Origin of the sequence: Aureibaculum marinum (assembly GCF_003813905.1) — a bacterium.
Taxonomy (GTDB): Bacteria; Bacteroidota; Bacteroidia; order Flavobacteriales; family Flavobacteriaceae; genus Aureibaculum; species Aureibaculum marinum.
On record NZ_RPFJ01000015.1, the window covers coordinates 35,800 to 50,022 of the forward strand.

Genomic DNA, 14,223 nt, shown 5'->3' on the forward strand with positions numbered 1-14,223 from the left:
ATTATTTTATTTCAACTAGTTTGTTTAATCTAATATTGTATTTTTTATTTTTATAAGTAATTATATTATTATCTATGTTTATAGTATTTGGACTTAAAGGTATTAAAAAACTACCATCAATTAAACTAATTAAAGCAGTTTTGTTGTCTTTTTTTGCAAGAACAAATATAGATTTATTGTAATCTTTAATTTGATCATATTCTGTAGGTATAAACTTTGTACCTTTATACATTAAGCCCATCATACCATTTGAAGTTATTTTATTATAATTATAATTGTAATTCAAATTCTGAATAAAACTAACGTTACTATAAATAAGATCGCCTTTATAATTATATATATCAGAAAATCTACTATCTGGTAAATTTCCTTTTATATAATTTGAGTTTAAGTCTAAATATTTATACTTTGCGGGAATCATTAATTTTCCAGATTCGGTGTTTACAGCTCCTCTTAAATCGTTTATTTTAACTACTGTTACGTTTTTAGTAATGTAACTGTTTACTTCATCATAAGGTGTAAAGTCAAATTGTTTATTATAAAGAATATCAATAAATGTTTTTTTTGTACCTGATGTTAGTAAATAATAATTGTTTGATAGCAATTTTATGGCATCGTAGGCAGGTTTAATTAAATATTTCTTAAATATAATGTTGTATAAACCCCATTTCCCATTTTGCTTTATAATAAAAAAATTGCCATTATAATTTTTATCTATAGCATCAAACGTAATAGGGGTAATGCTATTACCATTTTTATCAATAATACCGAATTTTCCATTTTTTTCGACTAAAATATATTTAAAGTAGTAATCTAATTTAGAGGTTGAAGTATATTTATTTCCAAAAACCTTTTTACCATCACTATAGATTATATTATCTACTCCATTTTTACTTACTAAAAACCAATTGTATTGTTGGTAATAATTTATTTGGTCGTATTTTATGGGTAAAAGCACTTCGCCATCACTACTAAGAATACCATAAAAACCATTCTCTTTAACTTTAAAATAAATGTCTTCAATAGTAATTTCATCATAAGATTCTTTCAATAGCTTATTGCCATAATAATCAAAAAGATAATATTTACCATTTTTGCTAGCTGTGTAAATATTGTAATTACTATTGTAATATAAATTAGAGTATTCAAAAGGGATTAATATATTTCCTTTAGAATCTATAACACCTTGTTCGTTGTAGCCTAGGGAAGCTTTTATTCTATCTCTTGTAGAGCCGTAAGAATTAATTGAATAGAAAATTGGTTTTACTAAAACGTTACCAGCTTTATCTTTCAGACCATATTTTGACGAGTTTTTACCTTTAAAAATTAAAAGACTATTATCTATTTCGCCAGTCACAATATCAGCTGTATTTTTTTGATAGTACTGATTTACGTTTTCAACATCAGTACTTTCTATAACGGTTTCTTCCACTTCTATTACTTCAATTACTTCTTCTTGTGAGAAACCAATAATGGAACTGAATAGTGTAATGACAAAGATTGTTTTTTTCATATATTTAATTTAAGTAAAACTCGATTTAAATTTAAAATTCGGCATTCTGTGGTGTTCTAGGAAACGGAATAACATCTCTTATATTACCCATACCCGTTGTAAATTGTACCAAACGTTCAAAACCAAGTCCGAAACCTGAATGGACAGCTGTTCCAAATTTACGTAAATCTAAATACCACCACAATTCCTTTTCGTCAATACCTAGAGTTTTAATTTTTTCTTTAAGCACATCTAAACGTTCTTCACGCTGTGAACCACCTACAATTTCTCCAATACCAGGAAATAGTACATCCATGGCCCTAACAGTTTTACCATCATCATTTAAACGCATATAAAATGCTTTTATGTTTGCAGGGTAATCAAAAAGTATAACTGGACATTTAAAATGTTTTTCAACCAGATATCTTTCATGTTCACTTTGTAAGTCTGCTCCCCATTCATTAATAATAAATTGAAATTTTTTCTTTTTGTTAGGTTTACAATTTCTTAAAATATCAATTGCTTCTGTATAAGTAACACGTTTAAAATTGTTGTCAACAACAAAATTCAACTTTTCAAGTAGTGTCATTTCACTACGTTGTTGTTGCGGTTTAGATTGTTCTTCTTTTGTATAACGTTGGTCTAAAAATTCTAAATCGTCTTTACAGTTTTCTAAAACATATTTAATAACGTTTTTTATAAAATCTTCAGCTAAATCCATATTAGCATCTAAATCATAGAATGCCATTTCTGGTTCAATCATCCAAAATTCAGCTAAATGACGAGTAGTATTTGAATTTTCTGCTCTAAAAGTAGGACCAAAAGTATATACTTTACCTAATGCCATTGCATAGGTTTCTGCTTCTAATTGACCAGATACGGTTAAATTAGTTTCTTTTCCAAAAAAATCTCTAGTATAATCTACATTTCCATTTTCGTCCTTTTGTATTTTTTCAGGATTCATAGTGGTTACCCTAAACATTTCTCCTGCACCTTCGGCGTCAGATCCGGTAATTATTGGAGCATGGAAATTATAGAATCCGTTTTCAGTGAAGTATTTATGAACAGCAAAAGATAGTGCAGAACGTACACGCATTACAGCACTAAATGTATTAGTTCTTACTCTTAGGTGAGCATTTTCACGTAAAAACTCGAAACTATGTTTTTTTGGTTGAATAGGATATTCTTCAGGATTAGAATCTCCTAAAATTTCAATATTTTTTACTTCAATTTCAATACGTTGTCCTTTACCTAGACTTTCTTTTAATATACCAGAGATGCTAATTGCAGCACCAGTAGTAATACGTTTTAGGATGTTTTCATCCGTATTTTCAAAATCTACTACGCATTGAATGTTATTTATTGTAGAGCCGTCATTTAACGCAATAAATCTATTTGCTCTGAATGTGCGAACCCAACCTTTAACTGTTACTTCTTGTAAAAATGTTTCTTCTTGTAATAACTCAGCAATACTCTTTTGCATTTTCTTAAAAATTAATGAGATGCAAAGATAACGATAGATTTTAGAAATTAGAATGAAGTAAAAATTAATTTAATCGTGTTGCTTATGAGTAAGAATATTCATTAAATATTCTCCATAACCACTTTTTAAAAGAGGTTCAGCTATTTTCTTGAGCTGGTTGGCAGAAATAAATCTTTTTTTATAGGCAACTTCTTCAATGCAACCTATTTTTAAGCCTTGTCTCTCCTCAATAACTTGTACAAATTGTTGGGCTTGCATTAAGGATTGAAAGGTGCCTGTATCTAACCATGCAGTTCCTCTGTTAAGGATACTTACATTTAAATTATTTTGTTTTAAATAAACCTTATTTACGTCAGTTATTTCGTATTCTCCTCGTGCCGAGGGTTTTAATTTTTGAGCAATATCTACAACACTGTTGTCATAAAAATAAATTCCAGGAACGGCAAAATTAGATTTTGGATGCTCTGGTTTTTCTTCTATAGAAAGAGCTTTATTATTACTGTCAAATTCTACAACACCATAGCGTTTTGGATCATTAACATGGTAGGCAAAAATGGTTCCTCCTTCATTTTTTGTAGCATCCATTAACGCTTTATGAAATCCTGTTCCATAAAAAATGTTATCACCTAAAACTAAGGCCACGCTATCATTTCCTATAAATTCTTTGCCGATAACAAATGCTTGAGCCAAACCATTTGGAACTTCTTGAACTTTGTATTGAAAATTACAACCTAATTGTTTACCATCTCCTAATAATCTTTCAAATAACGGTAAGTCATGAGGTGTAGAAATAATTAAAATATCTTTGATGCCTGCTAACATAAGCGTAGATAATGGATAATATATCATGGGCTTGTCGTAAATAGGCATTAACTGTTTGCTTACTGCTAATGTTAGTGGATGTAACCTAGTACCGCTTCCTCCTGCTAAAATAATTCCCTTCATGATAATTTAATTTTTTTCTTTTAAATTTTGAGTGATGTCGTCACCTTCTTCATCGGTTAAAATTTGAATAGGTGGCTTTTTAAACTCTTTTTTATTTGCAATGCGATTTTCTAATGCTAATAATAACGAAGGAAGTAATAATAAATTAGATACCATAGCAAATAATAATGTTACAGAAACCAGTCCACCAAGAGCAATGGTACCTCCAAAGCTGGATACGATAAATACTAAAAATCCAAAAAATAAAACAATGGAAGTGTAGAACATACTAATTCCGGTTTCTCGTAAAGCGTTAAAAACGGATTTTTTTATTTTCCAGTTATTGGCTTGTAATTCTTGTCTGTATTTTGCTAAAAAATGTATAGTATCATCGACAGAAATTCCGAAAGCGATACTAAAAACTAAAATGGTTGAAGGTTTTATAGGTACACCTAAATATCCCATAAGACCAGCGGTAACTAACAGTGGTAAAATGTTTGGAAGTAATGATATTACAATCATTTTAAATGATTTAAACATCCAAGCCATAAAAATAGAAATAATAAGAATTGCCAAAGATAATGATACGACTAAATTTCTAATTAGGTAATTAGTACCTTTTAAAAATACTAATGCTTTTCCTGTTATGGTTACCGTATATTTTTCTGCAGGTAAAACTTTATCAATTCTAGCTTGTAAGCGTTCTTCAATTCGTTCCATTTTATCCGTGCCAATATCTTTCATAAAGGTAGTTATTCTAGCATATTGTCCGGTAGAATCAACAAAATTATTTAATAAATCAGCATTGGAATTAGAGTTTTTTGCGTATGATAATATAAAATTTTGTTCTTGTGACGTTGGTAACTGATAGTATTTAGGATTACCATTATAATAAGCTTGTTTAGAATACTTAACTACATTTAGTATAGAAACCGTAGGAGAAAGTTCTGGGATTTCATCTATAATCTCTACAAGTTCATCCATTCGTTTTAGTGTAGAAAGTTTCATTACTCCTTTTTTTCGTTTGGTATCAATAATGATTTCCAAAGGCATAATACCGCCAAATTCTTTTTCAAAAAATACGATGTCTTTATAGAAAGGTTTTCCTTTGGGCATATCTTCAATTAAACTGCCTGATACACGAATCATATAAACACCTATAATACTAAAAATAATTATTACAACTGTAGTAATAAAAACGGTGATGCGTTTATGACGAACAGTACGTTCCATCCAACTTACGATTTTGTCTACCCAGCGTTTTTCCAGATGTTTTAAGTGTTTATATTTTGGTTTGGGTAAAAAACTATATATAATAGGAATTATTAATAAAGACAGAATAAAAATGGCAAGTATATTTACTGAAGCGATAATACCAAATTCATTTAGTAATTTACTTTTAGTAAATATAAAAGTGGCAAAACCAGAAGCTGTTGTAACATTAGTCATTAATGTAGCATTACCAATTTTGGAAATTACACGTTGTAAAGACTTTGCTTGATTGCCGTGTTCTCGAATTTCTTGCTGATATTTATTAATTAGGAATATACAATTAGGAACACCTATTACAATAATAAGAGGAGGAATTAGTGCTGTTAGTACAGTAATTTCATAACCAAATAATCCTATAAAACCAAAAGCCCAAACTACGCCAATGCTAACTACAAGCATAGTAATTAGAGTAGCTCTGTGTGATCTAAAAAAGAAAAAGAAAAGAATTGAAGTTACTGCAAGAGCCAGAATAACAAAAATACCAATTTCATCAGTTATGCTCTTTGAATTCATTGTTCTGATGTATGGCATACCTGATACCTTTACATCAATATTGTTATCTTGTTCAAACTTTTCTATTGCAGGATTTAAAACTTTTAAAATAAATTTTTCACGCTCTGCTGTATTTACGATATCTTTTTTTACATAGATAACTGTTCTAATAGTTCCAGTATTTTTATTAAACAGAAAATTATCAAAAAAAGGTAAATTTTCGAAAAGGTCTTTTTTTATTTCTTTTACTTCTTTATCACTAGTTGGTTTATTGTTGTAAATAGGTTTAACGTCAAAACGTTGATTTTCTGTGTCTTTATATAATTTTTTAACATCGCCTATTGATACTGTAAAATCAATTTGAGGTAAGGTATCTAACTGTTTTGAAAGAGCATTCCAATTATTAAACTTTTCTGCAGTAAAAATTGTAGAATCCTTAGTAGCTAAGATTATTAAATTGCCTTCTTCTCCAAAGATTTTTAAAAATTTATTATACTCTAAATTAACTTCGTGATTTTTTGGGAGTAAATTGGCTTCGGTATGAGAAAAACGAATATTTTTCATTTGCGTTGCCAGCAAATATGTAATAACAGCGAGAACTATTAATATTGGAATTCTTCCTTTAATAATAAAACGAGAAATATAGGCCCAAAATGTCATTAAAAAAGTATGTAAATTTATAATGCGAGCAAAGGTAATAATTTATTAACGGCATTGAAGAAAACTCTCAGAAATTGTTCGGTTTTAAATCTTAAAGTTTTCAAAAACAGCTAATTTGTAAAAAAAAAAGCACTTCGTATAAAGGAAGTGCTTTTTTATTTTTTACGACAGTAAGTTAAATTGTCATAATCTCTTTTTCTTTCACCTCATAAAGGTTATCAACAATTTTAATATACTTATCCGTTAATTCTTGAATATCTGCAATTGCAGTTTTTTCTAAATCTTCAGAAATGTCTAATTTTTTTATTTCATGATTGGCATCTCTTCGAGCATTTCTGATACTAATTTTGTCATTTTCAGTTTCGGCTTTAGCTTGTTTTGCTAAGCTTTTACGACGTTCTTCTGTTAATACTGGAACATTGATAATAATATTTTCACCATTATTCATCGGGTTGAACCCTAAATTTGCAAGCATTATGCCTTTTTCAATTTCTTGCAACATTCCTTTTTCCCATGGTTGCACACTCAGTGTACGGGCATCTGGGGTATTAATATTGGCTACTTGGTTTAAAGGCGTTTGAGAACCGTAGTAATCAACCATAACACTTCTAAGCATAACGGGAGAAGCTTTACCTGCTCTTATGTTTGCTAATTCTTTATTCAGATGTTCTACTGCATTCTCCATTTGCTCTTTGGCAGTATCAATGATAAATTGTAATTCTTCGTTCATAACTAAACAATTCTAAATTTCTATATCAACTTTTGTTCCAATATTTTCTCCAGAAAGTAATTTCATTAAATTGCCTTCTTTATTCATATCAAATATAATAATTGGCAATTCATTTTCTTCACTTAAGGTAAAAGCTGTCATGTCCATTACTTTTAGGCCTTTGTTCATAACATCTTTAAATGTAATATTTTCAAACTTAACTGCATTGGTGTTTTTTTCAGGATCTGAAGTGTATACACCATCAACACGAGTGCCTTTTAGAATTACATCAGAATCAATTTCAATAGCCCTTAAAACAGCAGCGGTATCAGTTGTAAAGTATGGGTTGCCAGTCCCTGCTCCAAAAATAACAACTCTTCCTTTTTCTAAGTGTCTTACAGCTCTTCGTTTTATGTAGGGTTCAGCAATTTGTTCCATTTTTATTGCTGTTAATAAACGTGTTTGAATATCAATATCTTCCAGTGCACTTTGTAAGGCTAACCCATTAATTACCGTTGCTAGCATGCCCATGTAATCTCCCTGAACTCTATCCATTCCATTTCCTGCAGCGGATAAGCCCCTAAATATATTTCCACCACCAATTACTATTGCTACTTCGATACCTTGGTCCACAGCGGCTTTTATGTCCTGGGCATATTGAGTTAACCTTGCAGAGTCAATTCCAAATTGTTTATCACCCATTAAGGCTTCTCCACTTAATTTTAATAGAATTCTTTTGTATTGCATATTGTGCTTTTCAGTTAATGAGATTTCTCTCTTCGCGGGTGACAAATATACAAATTTCAAGAATAAAATAGAGTTTTCAAAAAGTTACTTTTGTTAATATAATATAGTGAGTTCTTAGGTGTAATTATTATTGTTAAGTCAATTATGTTCTGTTGTTTTAAGGTCTACTTTGGTGATATATGATAAAATTAAATCTTTATTGTTAATTGTGACCAGAATATTATAATAAATTCATTAATGTGTTTTGTTTATTTTGACTCTTTAGTCAGTTACTCTTTTTTTAAACAGGCATTCAATCGTTTGCATGAAATAAGTGTTTCTTTTTGTGTTGATAAAATTTAGCAATCACTATTAGATTTAAACACTCATAAATTCAATGAATTATAGATTGGTAAAATTTGATTTTTAACGCAAACGTTTGCATAAATAAAAAATATATTTATCTTTGTAAGAAATAGATACTCCTGTAAATTTTAATTTATGAAAAAACAAATTGAAAATTCCTTCGCGATTTTTAGAAAAAAGACAACTGTAAATGTGTCATTTTTTTTCTCCTTAATATTTCTTTTTTCGGTTACCACAGCTTTTTCACAAAGTAAAGATGTTTCTGGAAAAGTTACTGATGGAGCTACTGGAGAACCTTTATTCGGGGTTAGTATAGTTCTTAAAGGTTCTGTTAGAGGTGTTACTTCTGAAATGGACGGAACTTATAGTTTTGAGAATGTTTCTCCTGGTGATGTTTTAGTGTTTTCTTATATTGGCTATAAACAGAAAGAGATTATAGTTGAAACTGAAAACAGTATAGATGTTAGGCTTGAATCTTTAACTGATGAATTGGATGAGGTAGTTGTGGTTGCTTATGGGGTTAAAAAGAAAATTAACATTACAGGGTCTGTTGTTTCTGTAAAAAGTGAAGATATTGATAAATCAAGTTTGCAAGATCCTATTTCTGTTTTGCAAGGTAGGGCAGCTGGTGTTCAGGTAATCTCTAATTCAGGAGCTCCTGGTGGAGGGATGTCTATAAAAGTGAGAGGTAATTCATCTTTAAATTCTGGTAACTCTCCTCTTTATGTAATAGATGGTGTACCTGTAGAATCAAGTATGCTTTCTTCTTTAAACGGCACTGAAAATTTTGGATTGAACCCGTTAGCAGATATAAATCCTGGTGATATTGAATCTGTAGAAATTCTTAAAGATGCGGCGTCAACAGCAATATATGGTTCGCGTGCTGCCAATGGAGTAATTATGATAACTACTAAAAGAGGGGCTGCAGGTAAAGCACAAATAGATGTAAATGTTAATACTGGTGTTAGTGAAATTACTAGAACACTTAGTGTGTTAAATGCTTCTCAATATAGGCAAGTTATTATTGATTCTTATATGAATATGGACAATCCAACTACACCAAATGGTATTGTTTTAGATTCATTAAATCCTAAAAATAACGGAGATGTTAATTGGCAAAAAGAATTGCTTAGAACAGCACCTCAATATAAAGTAAACTTGGCTGTAAGAGGTGGTTCGGAAGATATTAAATATGCTTGGAGTTCTTCGTTTCTAAATCAGGATGGTATTATTTTGAACTCAAATTATAAAAGGGTAACATCTAGATTAAATGTTGATTATAAAGCATCTGATAAATTAACTTTCGGGCAAAGTATTTCTTATACTCATGGTTTAAATAATAGAATAAATGCAGGAGGTACCAATAATTTAAGCATAATTCGTGAGCTGCTAGTTCGTCCTCCAATTTTTGCAATGTATTTGCCTGATGGTTCTTATAATGGATATCAATTTGGTAGGAGAAACCCTGTTGGTCTTGCTGAGTTGGCTACACGAACAAACCAGAATAATCGAATTATTGGAAGTCAATACTTTGAGTACGAAATACTAGATGGATTAAAATTAAGAAGTAATCTTAATTTGGATTATATTTCTATGAAAGAAGATGAATTTATTCCTTCCACACTCGATTATAGAGAGGGTTATAATAGCGGTTCAGTGCGTGCTATTAACAATTTAACTTGGGGTAATGAAACTTTTTTAAGTTATAATACATCATTAAATAAAAACCATAATTTGTCTGCACTTGCAGGTATGAGTTTTCAAAAATGGAAATATGAAAGAACTGGTTTAGACGGTATGTTTTTTGCTAGTGATAATATAACAACCTTAAATGGGGCGGGTACAATCTCTAACCAAGAGGTAAATATTGTTACAGAGCACTCAATGTTATCTTATTTCGGAAGAATCTCTTATAATTTTAAAGAAAAATATCTGTTCGAAGCTAATTTAAGAGCAGACGGATCTTCAAGATTTGGTAAGGACAAGCGTTTTGGTTATTTCCCATCAGCATCTGTAGGATGGCGTTTTTCTGAAGAACCCTTATTTGAAAATTTAAGTATTGTAAATGATGCAAAATTAAGATTTAGTATTGGTCAAACTGGTAATGAGGCAATAGGTAATTACACTTCTCAAGGTGAATTTGTTGTAGGTGCTAATTATTTAGATAATTCGGGTGCAGCACCTTCAGTTATGCCGAACTCAGGGTTGTCATGGGAGACAACAACTCAATATAATGCTGGTTTAGATATTGCTCTCTTAAATAATAGAATAACATTTAACGCAGATGTTTATTTAAAAAGAACTGAAGATTTACTTTATAATGTACCTATACCAAGAACAACAGGTTTTGCGTATGTAACACAAAATATTGGTAGTATTGAAAATAAAGGAATTGAGTTTTCTTTAAATTCTAGAAATCTTGTTGGTGATTTCAAATGGAATACAAGCTTTAATATTAGTTCAAATAAAAATAAAATAACTGACTTGCCAGACGATTTATTAACTAATGGTTTTATCCAAAATGGTAACTATCATATTTTAAAAGAAGGTTTGCCAATTGGTACATTTTACGGCTGGAAATTTAATGGTGTATATTCTAGAGATGAAGACAATGTTAATGGAGTAACTAATGGAGCTCTTGGACAAGTTTATAAAGGAGGTGATCCTATTTGGGATGATATAAATGGAGATCATATTATCAATGAAGATGATAGGCAAGTAATAGGAGATGCTACACCAGATTTCTTTGGTGGAATAACAAATAATTTTTCTTACAAAGGACTTAGTTTAAGTGTTTTCTTCCAATTCTCATATGGTAATGATATCTATAGTGAAATTAATCACCAAAGAAATTCAGTTGTTAGATATAATAACCTGTCAACTGATGCTTTAGATAGATGGAGAGAGCAGGGAGATGTGACTGATTTTCCAAAGCCAGTTAGAGACGATCCTTTGCAGTCAGATAGTAGAATTCAAAGTCGTTGGGTTGAGGATGGTTCTTATATAAAACTTAAAAATATTAATCTTAGCTATAACATACCTAATAGTGTTGTTACAAAATTAGGCCTTAGAAAATTAGAGGTTTATGCTTCCGCTCTTAACTTGATTACTTGGACGCATTACACCGGATTTGATCCTGATGTTAATTCCTATAGCGGATTAAGAGAAGGTATAGACGAAGGGTCATACCCTCAAAGTCGTACAGTAATGTTAGGTTTGAATATTGGATTTTAAAAATTAAAAACATGAAAAATTTTAAGAAAATTATTACCGGATTAGTTGTATTATTTGCACTGTCTTGTTCAGATGATATTTTAGAAAATGACCCTGTTAGTAGTTTTTCTGCTCAAGGTTTCTACCAGACATCAGCCGATGCTCAAGCCGGGGTTTATGGTATTTATGATGCTGTTCAGTCTACCTTTAGAGTTAACTTTTCGTATTGGGGAGAAGGGAGAGCTGATGCAGTTAATACCAATCATTCAGGAGACCCATTGGCTTTACAACAGAACACATTAAGTAAAACAATAACATCTGCAAGATGGAATAATATTTATGAAACTATTAGCCGAGCTAATTATGCTATAAAATATATTCCAGAAGTGTTTGAGACTGAAAGTGAATTTAGCTTACAATTAATAGCTCAAGCCAGAGCTTTAAGAGCATTATCTTATTTTTATGCTGTACGAGTATGGGGAGATGTTCCATTAATTACAGAACCTTATGAAAGTGTTGAGCAGGAATTTTTTATTGAGAAAACAAATAAAGATGAGGTGTTAAATCAAGTAATAGCAGATTTAATTTTTGCTTCAGAAAATTGTAGAGAAACTTTTTCTGGAGAAGATACAAGAATATTATTTACTCAAGGAGCAGCAAATGCACTATTAACACATGTTTATATGTGGCAAAAAGATTACGAAAATGCAATAGCTAGTGCAGAAGAGGTTTTAGATAATAATTTATATTCATTAGTATCAATAGATGATTGGTCTAAAATCTTTACTTCAGGTTATTCTAATGAGAGCATTTTTGAAATTGGTTATGATGAAACACAAACGAATGGACTAAGAACACTTTATGCGGTAGGCTCTGATAGTGATTATTTTCCTAGTGAATCATTTAGAGATGCATTTGAAGATAATGATTTAAGGAAAAACTTAATATATGATACAACAAAAGAAAATCCTAAAAAAATATGGAAATTCTTTGGAGAAGGTTTTAATGATGAAAGTCCAGAACCATCATCTAATAATATTGTGCTTTTGCGTTTAGCAGATATTATTCTCTTAAAAGCAGAAGCTCACAATAAACTTAATGAGGTAGACGAAGCAATTAGGCTACTTAACTTAATTAGAACTAGAGCAGGTATTGAAGCATTAAGTGAAACAGAAGCAATTGATATGTATGGAGATGTGGAATCTGCAATATTACATGAAAGATTAATTGAACTATCTTTTGAAGGACATCGTTGGTTTGATTTAGTACGAACAGGGAAAGCTATAGAAGTTATGAATCCAATAAACGGATTAAGTGATGAAGCAAATTTGGTATGGCCACTTCATGAAGATGCTCTTAACAAAAACCCTAAGTTAGTACAAAATCCATTCTATAATTAGAATTATTCTAAATTTTTAAATCCAAAAAAATGAAAAACAAAAAAATTATTAGACATCAATATATTCTAGTTTTTGTTTTAATGATTGTAACTCTTTTTTACAATTGTGAAATACAAGATGATTTTTCATACACCAAATCAAATTCAAATGCTGAATTAGGTATTACGGCATGGGAGTATATTCAAAAACATGACTCTTTAAATTTATTAGAAGAAGCTATACTTATTACAAACACTCAGAGTTTTTACGATAGCGGTGCTGATAAAACTTTTATTGCTCCTACCAATGAGGCTTTTGAAAAGTATTTACAAGATAATTCGTATGAAAGTTTATCAGAAGTTCCTGTGCCAATATTACGAAATGTACTAAAATATCACATTGTAAATGCTTATGTTTCTTTTGATGATCCTGATTTAATGGAGCGTAATAATCCGTTACCATATACTACTGAAAATGGTCAAACAATTTATTTGTCGCATAATAGTCAATTTACTGGAATTGTAAATGAAGGTACTAGTAAACAATGGGAAATAGTTACATCCAATTTAAAATCAACTACAGGTGTAATTCACGTTTTGTCTTCAATTGTTTATTTTTCAGCTCTTACAACTAGTAACAATGAGCCTGACCCATCCGTTACTATGGATACAATTTTTCCAATACATGATACATATGTTAATGGAGGCAGCCAATCTGGAAGAAATTTTGGTACTGATGTTCTAATTAAAGTTAAAAATGTTTCGGGTAATGGACTTTATGATAGAAAAGGATTTTTAATGTTTGATTTAAATCAGTTAAGTCAAGAAGGTGTAATTATCGATTTTAAGTTAGAGTTACCAATTAAATTTACACATGGTAAAGAAGTTGATTTTAATGTTTATGAGGTAAAAGATACTTTATGGAGTGAACTTAGTTTAACTTTTGATAATGCTACCTTTCCAACAGAAGATCCTATAGCTAGTATAACAACAGCTAAATTAAGCTCTTTCGAATTTGATTTAATTGATTATTATAAAAATTTGTCACACAACGGAAAAGTATCATTTATGCTTGATGGTGAATCAGGAAGTAATGAAACAGACGAATTTTATTCTAAAGAAAATGTCTTAGGTTTTAACCCTCCAATGCTTATTGCCCGACTTTCATCTAAAAACAGTGTTCTGGTAACAGAAGCTAATACTGGTTTTTCAGTAGACAGCGGAGAAACATTTGCTTTTGATAATAATGTTTTAAGAGTTACAGGTTCTGCACCTGAAGATATTACTTTTACTATAGAACAAGCACCAGAGTATGGTTGGTTGGTTAGAGGTGCAAGTATATTGCAAACAGGTGACACATTTACACAAGAAGATATAGATGTTAAAAATCTTATTTTTATAAGTAATGGTTCAGGATCTTCAGATATAATTGTTTTATCGGCCGCTGACAAAGTTGGGGCTACAGTAGATAGTTTTGATGTTAATATAACAATCCAGTAGGGAAATTT

The 14,223-nt window shown here is 30.4% G+C and carries 9 protein-coding genes; 3 read left to right on the forward strand and 6 right to left on the reverse strand.

The window, feature by feature from the left end; translation table 11 throughout:
• Position 1: 1 nt before the first annotated feature.
• The 6 genes from EGM88_RS11445 to pyrH form a co-directional block, all read right to left on the reverse strand.
• Entirely contained in the window at positions 2-1,513 is a 1,512-nt protein-coding gene (locus EGM88_RS11445) for a WG repeat-containing protein (RefSeq protein ID WP_123898427.1), read from the reverse strand.
• A 31-nt stretch (positions 1,514-1,544) separates the two neighbouring features.
• The gene (gene asnS / locus EGM88_RS11450; RefSeq protein WP_123898428.1) at positions 1,545-2,975 is read right to left on the reverse strand and encodes an asparagine--tRNA ligase; all 1,431 of its coding nucleotides are present in this window, start codon (positions 2,973-2,975) and stop codon (positions 1,545-1,547) included.
• A gap of 69 nt (positions 2,976-3,044) precedes the next feature.
• Positions 3,045-3,920: a glucose-1-phosphate thymidylyltransferase RfbA gene (rfbA, locus tag EGM88_RS11455; RefSeq protein WP_123898429.1), complete on the reverse strand. Its 876-nt coding sequence runs from the start codon at positions 3,918-3,920 to the stop codon at positions 3,045-3,047.
• 6 nt (positions 3,921-3,926) lie between these two features.
• Positions 3,927-6,323: an efflux RND transporter permease subunit gene (locus EGM88_RS11460; RefSeq protein WP_123898430.1), complete on the reverse strand. Its 2,397-nt coding sequence runs from the start codon at positions 6,321-6,323 to the stop codon at positions 3,927-3,929.
• A gap of 175 nt (positions 6,324-6,498) precedes the next feature.
• Positions 6,499-7,053, reverse strand: a complete 555-nt coding sequence (gene frr, locus EGM88_RS11465; protein ID WP_123898431.1) for a ribosome recycling factor — start codon at positions 7,051-7,053, stop codon at positions 6,499-6,501.
• A gap of 12 nt (positions 7,054-7,065) precedes the next feature.
• On the reverse strand, positions 7,066-7,779 hold the full coding sequence (gene pyrH, locus EGM88_RS11470; protein ID WP_123898432.1) for a UMP kinase: 714 nt from the start codon (positions 7,777-7,779) through the stop codon (positions 7,066-7,068).
• A 480-nt stretch (positions 7,780-8,259) separates the two neighbouring features.
• Between pyrH and EGM88_RS11475 the strand changes: the two genes are divergently transcribed.
• Genes EGM88_RS11475 through EGM88_RS11485 form a run of 3 tightly spaced genes read left to right on the forward strand, consistent with a single transcriptional unit; the run spans position 8,260 to position 14,215 of the window.
• Positions 8,260-11,358, forward strand: a complete 3,099-nt coding sequence (locus EGM88_RS11475; RefSeq protein WP_123898433.1) for a SusC/RagA family TonB-linked outer membrane protein — start codon at positions 8,260-8,262, stop codon at positions 11,356-11,358.
• Positions 11,359-11,369: 11 nt separating this feature from the next.
• On the forward strand, positions 11,370-12,737 hold the full coding sequence (locus tag EGM88_RS11480) for a RagB/SusD family nutrient uptake outer membrane protein (RefSeq protein WP_123898434.1): 1,368 nt from the start codon (positions 11,370-11,372) through the stop codon (positions 12,735-12,737).
• Positions 12,738-12,766: 29 nt separating this feature from the next.
• Positions 12,767-14,215: a CBM96 family carbohydrate-binding protein gene (locus EGM88_RS11485; RefSeq protein WP_123898435.1), complete on the forward strand. Its 1,449-nt coding sequence runs from the start codon at positions 12,767-12,769 to the stop codon at positions 14,213-14,215.
• Positions 14,216-14,223 lie beyond the last annotated feature (8 nt).

Excerpts from the sequence above, each read along its gene's own strand:
- EGM88_RS11460 (WP_123898430.1), bottom strand. The coding sequence starts at position 6,323 with ATGACATTTTGGGCCTATATTTCTCGTTTTATTATTAAAGGAAGAATT.
- frr (WP_123898431.1), bottom strand. The coding sequence starts at position 7,053 with ATGAACGAAGAATTACAATTTATCATTGATACTGCCAAAGAGCAAATG.
- EGM88_RS11475 (WP_123898433.1), top strand. The coding sequence starts at position 8,260 with ATGAAAAAACAAATTGAAAATTCCTTCGCGATTTTTAGAAAAAAGACA.
- EGM88_RS11485 (WP_123898435.1), top strand. The coding sequence starts at position 12,767 with ATGAAAAACAAAAAAATTATTAGACATCAATATATTCTAGTTTTTGTT.
- EGM88_RS11445 (WP_123898427.1), bottom strand. The coding sequence starts at position 1,513 with ATGAAAAAAACAATCTTTGTCATTACACTATTCAGTTCCATTATTGGT.
- EGM88_RS11480 (WP_123898434.1), top strand. The coding sequence starts at position 11,370 with ATGAAAAATTTTAAGAAAATTATTACCGGATTAGTTGTATTATTTGCA.
- asnS (WP_123898428.1), bottom strand. The coding sequence starts at position 2,975 with ATGCAAAAGAGTATTGCTGAGTTATTACAAGAAGAAACATTTTTACAA.
- pyrH (WP_123898432.1), bottom strand. The coding sequence starts at position 7,779 with ATGCAATACAAAAGAATTCTATTAAAATTAAGTGGAGAAGCCTTAATG.
- rfbA (WP_123898429.1), bottom strand. The coding sequence starts at position 3,920 with ATGAAGGGAATTATTTTAGCAGGAGGAAGCGGTACTAGGTTACATCCA.